We start from the raw sequence: 17869 nt of genomic DNA on the forward strand, positions 1-17869 counted from the left end.
AAGCGTTAGACACTCTTCTTCGCCCGCCGCATTACGGGCCGTTCAATGAACAGCCAGCTGGCGGCCGCCAGCGGAATGGTGCACAGGGTCGCAATGATGGTGAACCACCAGACTCCCCAGTGGTAGGCGCCGAAGACCGCCAGAAGCTGCTGGACGGGAAACGCGTAAATGTACGCTCCGTAGGAGATGTCATTCTTTGCGACAAGGCCAGGCTGCGGCAGCCAGGTGGAAATCCACAGCAGCCCGTAGGCAATGAACGGCGCCGCGAGTTGGCCTCCGAACCCGGGAACCCACAGGATCAGCGCGGCGGCGATGGCGACAGCCACCGGCCCGGCCACCCTATGGATGCCAAGACGTGAGCTGAGCACCTGAACCACAGCGCCGCCCAGGAAATACGGGATCAGCCGGACCGCCAGTTCAAAGTCCAGGTTGGACTGCATGTACGGCTTGAGGAATCCAACGTTCGCCCACAGGACAACGCTGACTGCAAACGCGGCAATGACCGGCCACGGAGTCTTCTTGACGATCGGCAGGAAACCAAGGAAGGCCACCAGCAGGTAGCACATGAACTCGAAATACAGCGTCCATAGGGAACCGTTCCAGGCGCCCGGATACGGTACCCCTGCAGGCGTGCCCGCGATGTCGTAGCTGACAATCCGAAGGGACAGGTTCGCGAAAACCGAGTTCAGCGGCGTGGTTGGCGTGGACATGAACCCCAGCAGGTTGCCGCGCTGAACAAAATAGGCGATCGGAGCGAACACAAACGCCATCACGGCAAGGCACACGATAAAGGCCGGGAAGATCCTGGCAACCCGGTGAACGAGATAGGGGCCGATCCGGTTACTGAACCTGCTGGCCGTGATCAGGTAGCCACTGATGCCGAAGAACCCTGCGACGGCCCACCCTCCCAGGTTCTCGCCCTTGAAGGTCGGTCCATTACCGGCACCGACGATGTGCCAGCTGTGCGCGAACAGCACCGCGAACGCGAGAACCAGCCGGATAAGGTTGAGGCTGTTTCCCCTGGGGTCGAGCGCCCGCCCCAGCTGGGGCGCCGGTACGGCCTTGGGTTTCAGAGTGAGAGTGCTCAAACCTTTGCTTCCTTTGGGTGTCGGCAGACGGTCCATTCTACAGCGTTTGGTGTCTCAGCCTTCGGTACGGGAGGATGGGGGCATGCGTGGAATTATTTTGGCCGGCGGAACTGGGTCCCGGCTGCACCCGATTACTCTTGGCATCAGCAAGCAGCTCGTCCCTGTTTACGACAAGCCGATGATCTACTATCCGCTCTCCACGCTCATTCTCGCTGGCATTCGCGACATTCTCATCATCACCACTCCCCACGACGCAGATCAGTTCAAACGGCTGCTCGGCGACGGGTCGCAGTTCGGCATCAACCTCACATACGTGCAGCAGCCTTCTCCGGACGGCCTGGCGCAGGCGTTTATCCTCGGCGCGGACCACATCGGCGACGAAACGGTGGCCCTGGTCCTTGGCGACAACATCTTCTACGGCCAGGGTATGGGCACCCAACTCCGTCGCCATGCGGACATCAAGGGTGGTGCTGTCTTCGGTTACTGGGTGAATGATCCGAAGGCCTACGGTGTGGTTGAGTTCGACGACGACGGCAAAGCCCTCTCGCTCGAGGAGAAGCCTGAAAAGCCGCGTAGCCACTACGCCGTGCCCGGGCTGTATTTCTATGACAACGACGTCATCGACATTGCCCGGAACCTCAAGCCCTCCCCGCGCGGGGAGCTCGAGATCACCGATGTGAACCGCGCCTACCTGCAGCGCGGGGATCTCCAGGTGGAGATCCTCCCCCGCGGCACCGCGTGGCTGGACACCGGAACGTTCAACGACCTCAGCGACGCCTCGAACTTCATCCGTACGGTGGAAAACCGCCAGGGGTTGAAGATCGGGGCCCCCGAAGAAATCGCCTGGCGCCAGGGTTTCCTGTCCGACAACGAACTCCGCGAACGTGCAGAACCTCTGGTCAAGAGCGGCTACGGAAGCTACCTTCTGGGTCTCTTGGAGAACTAGGGCATCTCCGGCCAGCTGGCGGGACTACCGCCGTCGTATTTTCGAGTGGAGTCTCAATGAGTTGGTTTTCTACCGCGCCCGTCGTTCTGGCGTGCCTGGTTCTGCTGTTCGCCCCGGGCACTCTGCTCCTTGCCGCGCTCGGTCTGCGGCGGTGGTCGTACCTGGCTGTCGCCCCGGTCCTCACCGTCAGCCTCGTAGCAGTCACGGCCATCGCGGCGCCGTATCTGGGTATCCGCTGGTCCCCCCTTCCGGTTCTGGCATCCACCCTCCTGACGGCTGGCCTGCTGTTTGGCGTGCGACTGCTCCGGCAGCGCCGCGCCGGCTCGGGCGCTTCGCCCCGGGCGCGGTGGGCCCTTCGCAAGCCGGCGAAGGCGGACGTGGTGGCTGCGGTGGGCTTCCTCGCAGGTTCCATGGCCATCGCCTTGCAGCTCCACCAGGCGTTCGGCAGGCCGGAGAACATCTCCCAGACGTTCGATAACGTTTTTCACCTCAATGCCGTCCGGTACATCCTGGACTCCGGCAACGCGTCATCGCTGACCCTGTCCACCATGACCAGCGGAGACAGCCCGCCCTACTTCTACCCTGCCGCGTGGCACGGACTGGCGTCCCTCCTGGTGCAGGTGACCGGCGCCCAGATCAGCGTTGCCGTGAACATTCTGAACATCTGCATTGCGGCCGCTGTCTGGACCGCCGGATGCATGTTCCTGGCCCGGACGGTTATCGGACCGAACGCCTACGCCGTGGCCGCCGCGGGAGTCCTGGCTGCCGGCTTTGGGTCCTTCCCGCTGCTGCTGCTGGACTTTGGCGTGCTGTACCCGAACTTTCTTTCCGTCAGCCTGATCCCGGCTTCCCTGGCATGTGTCAGCATGTTCTTTGGCGTCAGCGACGCACCGGGACCAATGGGCATGGCCCGCTTCATTCTGGCTCCGGTGGCCGCAATTGGCGTTGCGATTGCCCATCCGAACGGGCTCATGTCCCTCCTGGCGCTCTCGATTCCCATCCTGGTGGTCTCCTTCGTCGGGTTCTCGCTGGCCAGGTACAGGAACGGCCGCGGCCACAAAGGTACCCTCCTCATGGGCACCGGTTTGCTGGGCATTCTCGGCGTTGTTGCGGTGATGTGGAAGTACATTCGTCCGCCCGCAGAGGCGGCAACCTGGCTGCCTTTCCAGACTCCAGGCCAGGCTGTCGGTGAGATCATTACCAACTCCGCCATGCATCGTCCCCCGGCCTGGGCGGTTAGCATCCTGCTGATTGCCGGTGTGGTGGTCCTGTGCCGCCGCCACAAGCGTATTTGGCTGCTCGGCTCTTTCACCGTCATCGCGGCCCTGTTCATTGTGGTCTCCGCCGGACCGAACGGCTGGCTGCGCAATACGCTGACAGGTGTCTGGTACAACGACAGTTACCGCCTGGCGGCGCTTCTGCCTGTCGCCGCCGTCCCCCTGGCAGCTGCAGGTACCGGCTGGCTTGTCGGTAAAATCCAGCGTGTCTGGGTGACGCACCGTGGCTCGGTGAGGTTCCTCCCGGAGGGGCTCCGGAAATCACGCGTCATGGTGCCCGCTGTTGTTCCGCTGGTGATCCTCGCCGCGATCCTGGTAGCCCAGACAATGCCCCTGTCCGCTTCCATCCAGTCTGCGAAGGTCAACTATTCGACCACTCCAGACTCCGCTCTGGTCAGTTCCGACGAGATGGCCCTGATCGAGGAGCTGGACAGTCTTGTCCCGGCTGATGCCACCATCGCCGTAAACCCCTGGACCGGAGGGGCAATGGCCTTCGCCATTGCCGACCGCAACACGACGTCCAAGCACACGCTCACGACGTACACGAAGGCCACGGAGCTACTGAACGACAAATTCCGGGAGGCCAGCACGGATCCTTCTGTCTGCCCCGCCGCACGTGCCGACAACGTCCGTTATGTACTCGACTTTGGAACGCGGGAAGTGCACGGCGGAAACCACGGCTTTGTTGGATTGCAGATCCCTGATGCCACGCCGGGCTTTGAACTGCTCGCCCGCCACGGGGACGCCAAGCTGTTTGAAGTGACCGCCTGCCGCTGACTCCTTAGAGGCGGAGCATCCTGGCCAGCGGCGAGGCGAGTGTCCGGGCGAAACTGTTGGTCATGTGGTTGTCCCGATAGACCAGCACATTGCCAACGACCGACGGGCAGGCCCCATGGGCGCAGAAGTAGGGGTAGAGGTCGATGACCTCCACGCCGGGCACCCTTGCGGCAGCTGCGGCCAACGGATCCTCCGGACGGTCCTCGGAGCGCTGCTGCACCGTGCAGGCCTCCGAAGCCGGACCGTTCGACTGGACGCAGTCCGGTGCCGAAAAGTCGGGATAGGGAATATCCATCACGACGGCGACCCTGATGCCGGCGTCCCGAAGCGGCTTGAGCATGGCCACATACCCGGACACGAGCGACTCCGGATCCTTCCACCCCCACTGCAGGGCGCGCCGGTATCCTGAAGGCGTCATTCCGGACACCACCACAAGATCAGGCTTTCGGTGCAGGATCCGCTCCAGCGATACCCGGTTCTGGTTGGGGCAGTTGTGGAAGACCGTGTCCGCGGATTCGGGCGGTGCGGCTGAAAAAGGGCAGCCGTTCCGGACCATGGCCTGTACGTTCCAGCCGGCCTGCTCCCCCACCAGCAGCAGTGGGTCGACCAGCTGGGCCGCATGCGAGTCTCCCACAACCATCATGGTCCGCTCCGCATCCGGGCGGCCGTAGCGGCACGCCTCATCGCCCATGGTCGACGGATCGAACGCGCCGCACTCGTTGCCGCCCGTCAGTGGCACATCCTTCATCGCCACTGCCGGGTCCGGCCGCAGCGCGAGCCCGGAGGGCACGGCCGCCGGCCGGTCCCGGTCGAGCGCCATCGCGCCCGGGTACTGGCGAATATTAAGGGCACCGTCCAGCTCCTGGGATTTGGCTTCAACGATTCCCCATGGCGCCGCCGCGGCCAGGAAGGTTGCAGCCACCAGTCCGGATGCCAGGACAAACGCGCCGCGGTGGCGGGACCGGCCGCTGGGGCCGTCTGCGGGGCGCCCGGACGGATGCCGGAATCTTTGTTCGACGAGGTAGTAGGAGGCAATCGCCGCGGCCAGGCTGATGAGTGCTATCACGGACCCATGAAGGAAGCTGGGCGCCCTGCCCAGGCGGAAGACGTAGAAGACGACCACAGGCCAGTGCCACAGGTAAAGGGAGTACGAGATGTCCCCGAGGTACTTGACCGGGCCGATAGCGAGCATCGACGACGCGCTGAAGCGCCCGGCGTCGTGCGTCTTTTTCGGTTCGGTGCCCGCCGCCAGCACCAGGACTGTTGCCGTGACGGGAATCAGCGCCACATAGCCAGGAAAATCCATGGACGTGGAGAAGGTGAAGGCGCACCAGAAGACCGCCGCCAGCCCGGCCCACCCCAGGAGCCGGCCCGTCCGCTCCCCGGGCTGCAACCGTGGCGCGGTAAGTGCCAGGATGCCGCCGAGGCCGAGTTCCCAGACGCGTGTGGTTGTGGCGAAGTACGCGACGTCATGGTCGGCTGCCGAGAAGGCGATGCTGTGCACGAATGACACGGCTGACAGTGCAGTGATCAGGTAGAGACAGGCCGTCTTCCTGGGCAGGCCGGACTTTCGGGCCCAGGCGGCCGCGGCCAGCAGGCACAGCGGCACCACAAGGTAGAACTGCTCCTCGACGGCCAGCGACCAATAGTGCTGGACAGGCGATACGAGGGCGGTGGCTCCTTCGTAGCTGCCGGAGCCGAAGGCCTGGTTCCAGTTTTGGACCTGCAGGGCCGCCATGACCACGTCGAAGGAGACTGACTGCCACCGGCCTTGCGGGAGCAGGAGGACCATCGCCGTAAGGGTTGCCAGCAGGACCAGGCTGGCCGCCGGGAGCAGCCGCCTGATCCGTTTTGCATAAAAGGTCCGTACGGAGATCCGCCCAGTGGCCTCGACTTCGCGGACGAGCGATCCGACGATCAGGAAACCCGAGATGACAAAGAAAACGTCCACGCCGATAAAGCCGCCCGGCAGTACTTGCGGCCAGATGTGGTAAATGATGACCAGCCCCACGGCCACCGTCCGGAGGCCTTGGATGTCGCGCCGAGGCGCAGGCAAAGATGACACAACTACCTTCCGGTCGAGAGCGATAGTTGTCCGCTCCGTTGCTGGACGTTCTCTCCCGCAGGACCGGGAGGTATGCCGCTAGGACCGCAGCATCGCCACTGCGTCGTGAATCGGCCCGTCGAACAACACATTTCCGTGTTCCAGCAGGATTCCCCGTGCACAGATGCGCGACACGAGGTCAAGGTCATGGCTGACCACCACGAGCGTCTTGCCGTTCCGCGCCAGTTCCTGGATCTTGTCGATGCATTTCCGCTGGAACGGCTCGTCTCCGACGGCGAGAATCTCGTCAATCAGGAACACTTCAGGATCCGTGTGGACGGCAACGGAGAAGGCCAGCCTCAGGTACATGCCCGAGGAGTAAAACTTCACCTCGGTGTCGATGAACTGGCCGATCTCAGAAAACTCCACGATGTCGTCGAAGCGGTCGTTGACCTGTTGTTCGGTCATGCCCAGGATGGCGCCGTTGAGGAACACGTTGTCGCGGCCGGAAAGATCCGGGTGGAAACCCGCACCCACTTCGATCAGCCCCGCGACTCGGCCCCGTGTCCGCACCGTGCCGGAGTCCGGCAGCATCACACCTGAAATGTGCTTCAGCAGCGTGGATTTGCCGGATCCGTTCAGTCCCAGGAGGGCAACAGTTTCACCTGTCTCCACCTCCACCGAGACATTCTTCAAGGCGTGGAATTTCTCCGACAGGTCACCCTTCCGGCCCTTGGCGAGCCAGACCACGGCCTCCTTGATGGACCTGGTATGACGCAGCACGAACTGCTTGCTGATGTCAGAAACTTCGATTGCGTTGACCACTCACAGCTCCTGCGCGAAGCGGCCCTCGAGCCGCCGAAAGGTGAATTGGCCCAGGACCAGGACCAACAGGGCAATAGCCAGCCCCACCGGTGTCCAGAGGCTGAACAGATTCGGAGGCACGGCCGCGGATCCGTCCGTAGTCGGGAACCAGAAGGCATAGTGGAAGAGTTCGACGCCGATAGTCACCGGGTTTGCCTGGTAGACGGCGAAGGTCGCCGCCCCAAGCTTCTGTTCAACCATGGTCCACGCGTACATAACCGGCGAAGCCCAGGTGGCCACCATCAACAGCATGTCCACCAGGTTTTCGGAGTCCCGGAAGTAGACGTTGGCAGCGCCGAAGAGCAGCCCCAGCCCGGTTGCCAGCAAGCCGACAATCACGAACCCGGCGACGGCGGCAAGAAGCTGGAAGAGGTCCGGATGCCATCCCGCGAAAAGGCAGCCGGCCACCAGCACCACCAGTTGCGGGAAGAAATGGACAGCGGAAACCCACACGGACGCTACCGGGAACAGTTCGCGGGGAAGGTAGATCTTTTTGATCAGGTTGCCGTTGTTGACTATCGACCTGGCCGCGTTGCCCAACGCCTCGGAGAAGAAATTGATCAGGACGATGCCCGAAAACAGGTAAACGGCGTAGTTGGACAGGCCGTCGGGGTTCCTCGGACTGCGCTCCAGTCCGAGGAACACACCAAGTGCCACATAGAAGACAATGAACTGCACACCGGGCTTCACGTAGGACCACAGGAGTCCAAGAACGGAACCACGGTAGCGGACCTTGAGTTCCTTCCGCACCAACAGTTTCAGCAGAAAGCTTGACTGTCGAAGATCGCGCAGGCCGCCGCCCAATCCGGGCGTGGTTAGTTCCCCGGGACTGATCCCGCTCACTTGACCTCGTTCTGAGTGTGCTGCTCGAACGTCTTCCTCCAGGACTCAATCGACGTGAGGTCGTTCATTGCAGCCTTGTACTTCCGGCTGAGTTCCGGCCAGCCCTTAAGGAGCTCTGCGTGCAGGCGTGCGCTTTCGGCCAGCATCTTCCGGAGCTGCTTCGGATCGCGCCGGTACCAGGAGGCGCCCGTACCCTCTGCGTTGGACACCACGGCACTGTCGTACTGGGCCATCCGCCACCAGCGGTTGTCCTGGTGGGCCACGGTCGCCTGCGGCCGCTCGGCGCTCGATCCGCTGACCGGGGACGCAAGCTGCCGGAGCACGGTCTTGGCTGCCCAGGGAAGGAGCGAAATCTTGGACGGCTGTGCGATCCCGTGCCCCCGGCGCGGAGGCTTGTCCATTTTCGGGGCAGGGAACTCGTCCGGATCGGGGCGAAACACGGAATCCGAGTATCCGGACATCATTTCCCGGATCTGGGGCAGCTTGGACGGGAGCAGGTCCCGCAACGCCTCCGGACCCTTCAGGATGTCCTCAAGTGCCCATCCGCGGCCGTGCGCAGTGGCGTACTGCATCGACACCAGGTGCTTGACGTCGATGTACTGGGATTCGCGGACAACGCGGCCGCCGTGTTCGTACGGGCTGTGCAGGAGGGCCGCAACCACCCGGTTACGGGCGTGGAAGTAAGCCTGCCAGCCGACAAGGTCGTCCTTGTCGATCCAGGAGACGTGCCAGACAGCAGAACCCGGCAGGGAGACCGTGGGGAAGCCGTGGGCCTTGGCCCGCAGTCCGTATTCGGAATCGTCCCACTTGATGAACAGTGGAAGGGAGAGCCCGATTTCGCGAATCACCTTCGTCGGGATCAGGCACATCCACCAGCCGTTGTAGTCCACATCGCAGCGGCGGTGCAACCAGGACGTCTGGCGGAGGTTCGAGGACATGAAGTCATGTCCGAGGATCATCTCTTCGCTTGGCAGCGCCGGCTGGAACCGGTAGGGGTTCACGATTTCGCCGAACGTGTGCAGGACGGTCCGGTTGTACAGATCGAACATGTGTCCGCCCACAATGGACGGAGTCTTGCAGCGGTCGGCGAAGGTCAGCAGCCGGATAATGCTTTCAGGCTCGACGACGACGTCGTCATCCATCAGCAGGACGTAATCGCTGCCATTCTCCACAGCCTCGAACATCCCCCGGGCAAACCCTCCGGAGCCGCCAAGGTTGGACTGGTTGATAATCCGCAGTTTCCCCTGCAGGGAATCCCGGACCTCCTCGAAGCCTTCCGCATCCGCAACCTTCTGGGATCCCTGGTCAACGATCAGGACTTCCTGGACGTGCTCCAGCGCCTCGCCGTTCTCAGCCAGGAGCCGCAGGTTGTTGAGGCAGAAGTCGGTCTTGTTCAGGGTAGTGATCTGGAGCGTCACCGAACCGGGCTGGCTCTCGGCCGCCAGCCCCTGCCATTCCGCGTCCAGCATGACGAGCGGTTCAGAGCCTGCCACGAGATCGAACCAGTACCAGCCGCCGTCGCCGAACGGTGCCAGGGACAGTTCGAAGAAGTTCTCCGAAATTCCCTCCACCCTGCGGGTGTCCACGCGCTGCAGCGAGCCGCGCGCATTCGACTTGTAGACGATGACCGATCCGGTTCCCTGCGTGCGCACATGCAGGCGGACGTTCTCAACGGTGGTCCACCGGCGCCAGTAGCTGGCCGGAAAAGCGTTGAAGTAGCTGCCGAAGGAGACGCGCTCCCCGGACCGGACCGACGTCGAGAAACGGGACAGGAAGTCCTCAACGTGGGCTTCCTTCGTCGGGCTGCTGAAGGCCTGCGGCTTGCTGGCCTTTCCGTCGCGGTCGCCGACGGTGGGGAGCTGGATGCCGGTGGCGGTTCCCATGTCCATGTACAGCGGCACCGTGTCCATTTGGCTGGCGCTCGGCAGGATGACGCGCTGGAGCGTGTCCCAGCGCTGTTCGCTGGAGTTCAGGCTGTCGGTGCCCTTCGGGCTTTCGGTTGAGACACTCATGCGTCTACACCTCCGCTTTCAAGCTTTGCTCCACCCTCAAAATGCGGCCGGATTTGGTTGTCAAACATGGTGAGGGCAGAGCCGATCGCCATGTGCATGTCGAGGTACTTGTACGTTCCCAGCCGTCCGCCGAAGAGGACGTCGCTCTCGGCGGCTGCCAGGTCGCGGTACTTGAGCAGGCGTTCCCGGTCGGCCGCCGTGTTGATCGGGTAGTAGGGTTCGTCGCCCTTCACCGCAGCACGGGAGAACTCCCGCATGATGACGGTCTTCTCGGTCTGGTACTCCCGCTCCGGGTGGAAATGGCGCGGTTCGATGATGCGCGTGTAGGGGACTTCGTCGTCGTTGTAGTTGACCACTGACGTTCCCTGGAAGTCGCCGACGTCGAGGACTTCCTCCTCGAAGTCGATGGTCCGCCAGGACAGATCGCCTTCCGAGAAGTCGAAATAACGGTCCACAGGGCCGGTGTAGATCACCGGGATGTTTCCGACGACTTTTTCCTTGCTGTATTCGTGCGACTCATCGAAGAAGTCCGAGTTGAGCCGGACCTCGATGTTCGGGTGCTCCGCCATCTTTTCGATCCACGCGGTGTAGCCGTTGGTCGGCAGTCCCTCGTACTTGTCGTTGAAGTAGCGGTTGTCGTAGTTGTAGCGCACCGGGAGCCGGGAAATGATGCTTGCCGGCAGGTCCTTCGGATCCGTCTGCCACTGCTTGCCGGTGTAGTGCTTGATAAAGGCCTCGTAGAGAGGGCGCCCAATGAGCTGGATGCCCTTGTCGTTGAGGTTCTGGGGATCGGTGCCCGCGAGCTCGCCGGCCTGCTCCTGGATGAGGGCCTGCGCCTGTCCCGGGGTCAGGTTGGCGCGGAAGAACTGGTTGATCGTGGCCAGGTTGATCGGCAGGGAGTACACCTCGCCCTTGTGGACGCCGTAGACCTTGTGCACATAGTTCGTGAACGTCGTGAACCGGTTGACGTACTCCCAGACGCGTTCGTTGGACGTGTGGAACAGGTGGGCACCGTAGCGGTGCACTTCGATGCCGGTTTGCTCTTCCTTTTCGCTGTAGGCATTGCCGCCGATATGGTGGCGGCGGTCGAGGACAACGACCTTCAAGCCCAGCTCGGTGGCGGCCTGTTCTGCGATTGTCAGGCCGAAAAAGCCCGACCCTACGATGACGAGGTCAGCGGTCACAAAATCTCCTGATTCGAATGCGGGCAGGCCAATGTTGTGCAATGGCTGCTGCTCTAGCCTACCCGAGACAATGGCGGCACCAGTGAATCCGGGGCGCGGCCCGGGGTTATCCACATAGCCGGGTAAGGGCGGTGCAGCGCCCTCGCCCCGCGGCGTAGCTTGGGCAGAAACCGCCGTCGTCCGAACGGACTCCACCTAATGAAGATCCACTGCACCCTGGTCCGGGGGCCACATGCGGGCAGGCCCGGACCCCCGCTCGAACTCACCATCGAGGCGGCTCCCGGCTGCCCCGGAGGCGAAGTGCAGCAGGCGCTGGCCGGTGAATACGGCGCGGACGAACTCACCGTACGCGGCACTCCCCTGTGCCGGCTGGCTGCCGGCGTCCCCCCGCTCGTCACCGGGGCAGTCATCGTGGACGGGGAGGGGGAGCCCCCGCCGGGCGCCGCGGACCGCCCACCGTCGCTGCTGCTCGCAATTCAAAGCGGTCCAGCGGCAGGGACCGTGCTTCCCTTGCGGCGCGGCAGGTACCGGATCGGCCGCAGCGGGACCGAAATTGCCATTCCGGACGCCGCGCTCTCCCGTGAGCATGCCTGGCTGGACGTTACGGATACCGCCATCACCATCGCCGATCTTGGCAGCGCCAACGGAACCGTCGTAGACGGCAAGAAGGTGAGCCGCGCCGCCGTGTCAACGGACTCGCTGATCAGTTGCGGGAATTCAACGATGTCCATCGTCTTCGGGCCGCCTTCGGCCGGACGGGCCCAGGAGTGGGGGACTGCCGGATCGAGCGTTGCGGAGCCGTTGAAGATCCCGCGGAGGGCAGAAAGCGGCAACCGTGCCGTCCTCCTCGTCACTGCGGGGCTCCCGCTGCTCATCGGTGTGGGACTCGCCCTCGTCACCGGAATGTGGATGTTCCTGGCCTTCACGGCGGTTTCGGCCGTCTCCGTCCTCGTCCCTGTGGTGACAGGCCGCCGCCAGAGGCGCCGCCTAAAGGCGGCAGTCGCTGCCGCCGTTGACGGAGACCGGGAACGACGCCGCCGGTCCGCGCCGTCCGCTGCCGACATAGTCCTCAGAGGCCGCGCCGGGGTCGCCGTGCCCACGGCGCGGCAGGGAGGACCAGCTGCGCCGGAAGAGGTCTGGCTCCGGCTGGGCCTCACTGAACAGCCGGCCAACATCAGCCTGGAGCCAGCCGATCCCGACTTCGAGGCACCGCCGCTGGGCCAGGTCCCCTTCGTCCTGCCGCCTGCGGACCTGACGGTGATCCGTGGTCCGCTGCAGCCTGTCCTCGGCCTCGTCAGGTTCATCATCATGCAGCTCACGAGCTACCCGTCAGCCGCGCGGACGCGGATCCTGGTGCATGGGTCGCCCTCGTCCCTGCCCCTTCCTGCCCGGTACTTCGGGTCCGTGTCCCTTTCCTCAAATCCCCTGACCACGCTGGAGCTCCTGCAACGAGGCATCGACCGTAACGCTGAGCGGGGAATCATGATAATGATCGACGGCGTTGACGCCTCCTCCGGCCTTTCCGGCTCCGCGATCAGCCGGGGGTGGCATGTCATTGAGTGCACCCGAAGCGGCGGCGCGGCACCTGGGCCGGTCATCGACCTGGGCGGCAAGGCTGCCCGGCTGTCGGCACCGGATTCCGCGGCGGATTTCCTTCCCGACCTTGTGCCGGAGCGGGTATTCGATGGCTATTGCAGGGATGCGGCGTCGGCGCTCGACTGCGGCCCGGACCGCCAGCCGGCTGTGCCGCCCAGTTGCTCCCTGGCCGATGTCTTTCCGGGGCCGCTGGCGGAGGCTTCGGTCCGCTGGCTGCGCGGACGCCGCGGTCCCGGCCTGCCTGTTCCGATCGGGATGGCAGCGGCAGGTCCGCGCATCCTGGACCTTGAATCGGACGGTCCGCACCTGCTGGTGGCCGGAACAACCGGTTCCGGGAAGTCCGAACTCCTCCGAAGCCTCACCGCGGCACTGGCGCTCTGCTATCCGCCGGACCGGATCAACTTTCTCTTTATCGACTTCAAAGGCGGTTCCGGTCTTGGCCCGTTGACCGGCCTTCCGCACTGCGTGGGTATGCTCACGGACCTCAACCGCCATGAACTGGACCGCTCGCTGGTTTCGCTGCGTGCCGAAGTCCGGCGCAGAGAGGAACTGCTTGCCGCCGTCCAGGTTCCGGATCTGGCCGGCTACCGCACGGCACCGGGTAGCAGGGGAGCTCCGCTCCCCGACCTGGTCCTGATCATTGACGAGTTCCGGATGCTTGTCGAGGACGCTCCTGAAGCCCTGTCGGAGCTAATGCGCATCGCTGCCATCGGCCGGTCCCTGGGAATCCATCTCATCATGGCCACACAACGCCCCCAAGGCGCCCTCACCGCCGACATCCGAGCCAACGTCACCACGAGCATTGCGTTGCGCGTCCAGTCCGAGACGGAATCGGCGGACATCATCAACTCACGGGCTGCTGCCAGCATCGGGGTGGCCAACCCTGGACGCGCCTTCCTCGCCCGCGGCACTGAAGAACCGGTGGAGTTCCAGGCCTCGTCCCTGGCCGGCGTCACCGACGCACTGACCGCTCCCGGCGTCGGCATTTGCCTCGCGGAGGACGTCGTGCGGAATCCGCCGGCAGGGACCGGCGGGCATCCAGGTTCCGGCCCGTCACTGTCGCCGGCGCAGGCCGCGGCGCCCATTGTCCACTCCCTGTTAAAACTGTGGGCCAGCATGGGAGGTGCTGACCCGCACCGCCCGGTCGCAATGCCACTGCCCTCAGCCATCAGCTACCCTGATACGCCACGGCTGGCCGAGGGTGAACCGCCGGTTGCCGACGCGGCCAATCCAGGGGAGCCCTGCACCGGTGACGGCCTTTCCGCCGGCACGTGGTCTGTTCGGCTCGGCTGGGTTGACCAGCCGGATCAGCAGCGTATTTCCGCCCTGGCCTGGGAGCCATCCGGCCACGGTCATCTGGCCCTTGTCGGGGGAACAGACAGCGGAACGGACGAGGCCGTGGCCCTGGCTGTGCGGCAACTGATGGAACACGACGTGGAATCGCACCTTTACATCCTTGATGCCGGCGCTACATTCAGCGCGGCCTCGGCCCAGCCGCGGGTGGGCGCGGTGGCCGGGCTCCACGAACTCCGTCGGGCTGTTCGGATCCTGGAAAGAGTCTCCCTCGAACTGTCGCGCCGGCTCGGTCCTGCTGCTGCACAATTGCCGCCTCCGATGGTGCTGGTGATCACCGGCTGGGGTTCGTGGAGTTCTGCCTTCCGGGCCGGGCCTCTGATCTGGGCCGAGGACCTGGTCCAGGACATCATCCGCGACGGAGCCCGGGCACAGATCTCCGTGCTCATTTCGGGTGACCGGGAAGTCGTCACAGCACGGTTCTTCGCAGCCATCCCCAGCCGCGCCTACTTTCCCACCGGCTCAACCGAGGAGAGCCGTCTGGCATGGCCACGGATTCCCGACGTTGCCAGGGCCCCGGGGCGGGCTGTTGTTTTCGGCGCATTGGCGGCGCGTGACGGGTCAGTGGCCCAGTTCTACGCGCATCCTGAAACCGCGGTGACGGGACCGGCCGGAGTGAGGGAAGCAGCAGCCAGGCCGTTCAGGGTCGAGTCCCTGCCTGTGCGCGTCAGCGTGTCCGACGTCCTCGCGCGGGCCCTTCGTCCACCCGACGCAGCAGCGCGACCCGGCACCGCCGGGAACGGCGCCAAGCACCGCCAAATCGTGGTCGGCCTCGGCGGGGACGAGCTCGTCCCGGCAGCCGTTCGGCTGGCACCAGGAAGCGTCCTGCCGATCCTCGGCGGACCCGCCTCCGGCAAAAGCTCATTGATTGCGGCCGTTCCAGGACTCAACCCCGAAGTGTCCGGGTGGCTCAGTCCGGGACCCGACGAAGCTGCCGGCAGCTTTTGGGCAGGCACCCTGGCGGCCGCCGGGACCGGCCGGCTCCACAAGGATGCAGTGCTGCTGGTTGACGACGCCGATTTGCTGTCGCCGGAAGCCAACCGGTGCCTTATGGACCTGCACGGTCTGGGATGGACGGTGATCATGACCGCCGCGTTCAGTCCATCACTCCTCCAGCGGGCCCCTTTGGCGGCGGCGGCCCGGGGCCACGGCATCGGGATCCTGATCGGACCGCGGACCGCTATGGACGGTGATTTCTTCGGCATTCGGTTCGAGGTCGAGGCCAACCCGCCGCCTGGCAGGGCAGTCCTCATTTCCGGCGGGCGGGCGGCGCCCATCCAGCTAGCGGCCGCGCCATGACCCGGGATCACAGAGCGGGAGGAGCCCCGCCCGCGCGCGATGCGTAGCTGATGACGCTCTTGCGGAACAGCAGGACAACGGCGACAGCGGCCGGAAGGAGCATGGCCAGACCTGCGGCCGCATATCCCCCGGTAAGCGTTGGAAATCCGATGGTGAGCACAAAAACCTGGGCCACCAACGCCCCGGCCCTCGGCCAGCGGAATCCCCGGTGGAGAAAGTATGCAACGGCGAAAAGCCATGCCGAAAATGCCAGCAGGAGAACCAGCGTAAACACAGCACCCCAGAACGAGAGCACCGGTGCTCCCGTGGTCAGTTGGACGGCATACCAGCCGGCCGCCACAAGAAGTGCGCCGGCTTCGGCGGCGACAATCAGCGACAGGATGACAATTGCCAGCGGCCGGACCACCGGCCCTTCCGAGGAAACATGGCCGGCAGGATCGGCCCCCGCACCTTCAGCGGGGCCGTGTCCGGCGGGCTCGTGGCTGGGGTCAGGGGGGTTCACGGGGGGTCTTGACACACTGGCACCCTACCGGACATAGTCGACTTGCGGGGAGGGCGCTGGCGACCTATGTGACGTATCGCTCACGCCTAAGAGGCACTTCTTAGACGATTACCCCTTGTTTACACAGCGTTAACATGACACGCTTAATTCAGATGACCAAGGGGACCCGGCAGGGTCCCTTTCTTATGTAGCCTCTAGTGAATATTTTCACAAGAGGCCCTCAACGAGTTCCCAGGAATGGAGTGACTGATCAGCATGGATTGGCGTAACCGCGCGGCCTGCCTCGACAAGGACCCGGAGCTGTTTTTCCCCGTAGGAAACACCGGGCCTGCTCTCCTGCAGATTGAGGAAGCCAAAAGTGTGTGCCGCCGCTGCCCCGTGGTGGACACCTGTCTGCAGTGGGCCCTCGAGTCCGGACAGGATGCCGGTGTCTGGGGCGGCATGAGCGAAGACGAGCGTCGCGCCCTCAAACGGCGCGCAGCACGCGCCAGGCGTGCCTCCTAAGGGTCCCTCCTGACAGGACGGACACCGGCCTAACAGACCAAAGGAAGCGGCCGCGGACTCTACAGTCCGCGGCCGTCTCCTATTTAAACGTCCTGCCTACCGCGGCTGCAGGTTCAGGACAATCTGCACGGCGGTTCCGCCACCCTCCCGGGGCTTCCACTGAATGCTGCCGCCGAGTTCACTCGTCACGAGGGTCCGGACGATCTGCAGTCCCAGGCCCTCCACATGGGGGATCTCCGGGAGTCCGACGCCATCATCGGCCACGGTCACAGTGAGGAGCTCGTCGCCGTCGTCGCCCTCCGAGCGGTCGGCCAGAAGCCAGACCGTTCCTGTCCTGCCTTCCAGCCCGTGCTCGACGGCGTTCGTCACGAGTTCGTTGATCACAAGCGCGAGGGGTGTGGCGAAATCGCTGGGCAGTTCCCCGAAAAGTCCGGACCTGGCCGTCTTGACCTGCTGGGATGGCGAGGCCACTTCGGCGGACAGACGGAACTGGCGTCCGATCAATTCATCGAAGTCGACGCTCTGAGTCAGGCCTTGGGACAAGGTCTCATGGACCAGGGCAATCGTCGCGACCCTGCGCATGGCCTGCTCGAGGCCCTGCTTGGCCTCATCACTGACCATCCGGCGCGACTGCATCCTCAGCAGGGCGGCCACGGTCTGCAGGTTGTTCTTGACCCGATGGTGGATCTCCCGGATGGTGGCGTCTTTGGTCACCAGTTCCATCTCGCGGCGCCGCAGCTCCGAAACGTCGCGGCAGAGAACCAGCGCGCCGAACCGTTGTTGCTCGTCGCGCAGGGGAATCGCCCGAAGGGACAGACTGACACCCCGGGACTCTATTTCGCTGCGCCACGGCATCCGGCCGGTCACCACAAGCGGCAGTGTTTCGTCCACCATTCGCCGGTCCCGAAGCAGTCCGGCCGTGACTTCGGCAAGCGACCTGCCTTCCAGCGACTCGCCGTCGCCCAGTCGCCGGAACGCTGAAACTCCGTTGGGGCTGGCGTACTGGACGATGCCGTCGGCATCGAGCCGGATGAGACCGTCACCCACACGCGGAGCACCGCGGCGGGATCCGGTGGGCGACGCAAAATCAGGCCACAGGCCCAGCGTTCCCATCCTGAGCAGGTCATAGGCGCACTGCCGGTATGTCAGTTCGAGCCTGGACGGCATCCGCGAACTGGACAGGTCCATGTGCGTAGTCACAACTGCCAGGGTCCGGCCGTTCCTGACCATGGGCACCGCTTCAACGCGGAGCGCCATGTCGCTGCTCCAGTTGGTTTCACTGGAACGCTCTATGGTGCGGCTCGCCCACGCCTTGTCGACCAGCGGCTGCAGATCCGACCTGATCCCCTCCCCCACGAAGTCGGCATGGAACACCGTGTGCGTGGTGGAGGGGCGGACGTGGGCGAGGGCCACGTAGCCTAACTCAGGATGCGGAAACCACAAGGCAAGGTCAGCGAAGGCGAGGTCGGCGACCATCTGCCAGTCGCCCACGAGGAGGTGGAGCCATTCGGCATCCCCCGGCCCGAAATCAGCATGTTCCCTGATGGGGTCCGTAAAGATTGCCACTACACCTCCATATT

Annotated in this window: 12 protein-coding genes; 4 read left to right on the forward strand and 8 right to left on the reverse strand. The window is 64.3% G+C overall.

The annotated features are described in order from the left end of the window. Positions 1-5: 5 nt before the first annotated feature. A complete protein-coding gene (locus tag FCN77_RS17395) occupies positions 6-1088 on the reverse strand; it encodes an acyltransferase (protein ID WP_175417298.1) in 1083 nt (360 codons plus the stop codon). Between the two features lie 82 nt (positions 1089-1170). On the opposite strand from FCN77_RS17395, the gene rfbA reads away from it, so the two are divergent. Beyond that, the gene (gene rfbA / locus FCN77_RS17400; RefSeq protein WP_137323277.1) at positions 1171-2034 is read left to right on the forward strand and encodes a glucose-1-phosphate thymidylyltransferase RfbA; all 864 of its coding nucleotides are present in this window, start codon (positions 1171-1173) and stop codon (positions 2032-2034) included. Positions 2035-2090: 56 nt separating this feature from the next. Beyond that, positions 2091-4088 (forward strand): DUF6541 family protein, encoded by a 1998-nt coding sequence (locus FCN77_RS17405; RefSeq protein ID WP_137323278.1) that lies wholly within the window; start codon positions 2091-2093, stop codon positions 4086-4088. Between the two features lie 4 nt (positions 4089-4092). Here the strand turns inward: FCN77_RS17405 and FCN77_RS17410 are convergent, their stop codons facing one another. From FCN77_RS17410 to glf, 5 genes are all read right to left on the reverse strand, one after another. After that, positions 4093-6153 (reverse strand): acyltransferase family protein, encoded by a 2061-nt coding sequence (locus FCN77_RS17410; RefSeq protein WP_254678608.1) that lies wholly within the window; start codon positions 6151-6153, stop codon positions 4093-4095. Positions 6154-6231: 78 nt separating this feature from the next. Continuing rightward, positions 6232-6957, reverse strand: a complete 726-nt coding sequence (locus FCN77_RS17415; protein ID WP_137323280.1) for an ABC transporter ATP-binding protein — start codon at positions 6955-6957, stop codon at positions 6232-6234. Next, complete coding sequence (locus tag FCN77_RS17420; protein ID WP_137323281.1) at positions 6958-7839, reverse strand: ABC transporter permease; 882 nt, start codon at positions 7837-7839, stop codon at positions 6958-6960. Then, positions 7836-9851 carry a glycosyltransferase gene (locus FCN77_RS17425; RefSeq protein WP_137323282.1) on the reverse strand — a complete coding sequence of 672 codons (2016 nt, stop codon included), beginning with the start codon at positions 9849-9851 and terminating at the stop codon, positions 7836-7838. Before FCN77_RS17425 ends, FCN77_RS17420 begins: the two co-directional genes overlap by 4 nt. Beyond that, positions 9848-11035 (reverse strand): UDP-galactopyranose mutase, encoded by a 1188-nt coding sequence (glf, locus tag FCN77_RS17430; protein WP_137323283.1) that lies wholly within the window; start codon positions 11033-11035, stop codon positions 9848-9850. Before glf ends, FCN77_RS17425 begins: the two co-directional genes overlap by 4 nt. A gap of 198 nt (positions 11036-11233) precedes the next feature. Here glf and FCN77_RS17435 point away from each other — a divergent pair, with 198 nt between their 5' ends. Further along, positions 11234-15283: an FtsK/SpoIIIE domain-containing protein gene (locus FCN77_RS17435; protein WP_137323284.1), complete on the forward strand. Its 4050-nt coding sequence runs from the start codon at positions 11234-11236 to the stop codon at positions 15281-15283. 7 nt (positions 15284-15290) lie between these two features. Here FCN77_RS17435 and FCN77_RS17440 read toward each other — a convergent pair whose 3' ends face one another. Continuing rightward, on the reverse strand, positions 15291-15689 hold the full coding sequence (locus FCN77_RS17440) for a hypothetical protein (RefSeq protein ID WP_175417450.1): 399 nt from the start codon (positions 15687-15689) through the stop codon (positions 15291-15293). 351 nt (positions 15690-16040) lie between these two features. On the opposite strand from FCN77_RS17440, the gene FCN77_RS17445 reads away from it, so the two are divergent. After that, complete coding sequence (locus tag FCN77_RS17445; protein ID WP_003804966.1) at positions 16041-16289, forward strand: WhiB family transcriptional regulator; 249 nt, start codon at positions 16041-16043, stop codon at positions 16287-16289. A 96-nt stretch (positions 16290-16385) separates the two neighbouring features. Here FCN77_RS17445 and FCN77_RS17450 read toward each other — a convergent pair whose 3' ends face one another. Further along, positions 16386-17855: a sensor histidine kinase gene (locus FCN77_RS17450; protein ID WP_137323285.1), complete on the reverse strand. Its 1470-nt coding sequence runs from the start codon at positions 17853-17855 to the stop codon at positions 16386-16388. Between the last annotated feature and the right edge of the window lie 14 nt (positions 17856-17869).

Origin of the sequence: Arthrobacter sp. 24S4-2 (genome assembly GCF_005280255.1) — a bacterium.
GTDB lineage: Bacteria > Actinomycetota > Actinomycetes > Actinomycetales > Micrococcaceae > Arthrobacter.

Excerpts from the sequence above, each read along its gene's own strand:
- rfbA (WP_137323277.1), top strand. The coding sequence starts at position 1,171 with ATGCGTGGAATTATTTTGGCCGGCGGAACTGGGTCCCGGCTGCACCCG.
- FCN77_RS17405 (WP_137323278.1), top strand. The coding sequence starts at position 2,091 with ATGAGTTGGTTTTCTACCGCGCCCGTCGTTCTGGCGTGCCTGGTTCTG.
- FCN77_RS17425 (WP_137323282.1), bottom strand. The coding sequence starts at position 9,851 with ATGAGTGTCTCAACCGAAAGCCCGAAGGGCACCGACAGCCTGAACTCC.
- FCN77_RS17435 (WP_137323284.1), top strand. The coding sequence starts at position 11,234 with ATGAAGATCCACTGCACCCTGGTCCGGGGGCCACATGCGGGCAGGCCC.
- FCN77_RS17445 (WP_003804966.1), top strand. The coding sequence starts at position 16,041 with ATGGATTGGCGTAACCGCGCGGCCTGCCTCGACAAGGACCCGGAGCTG.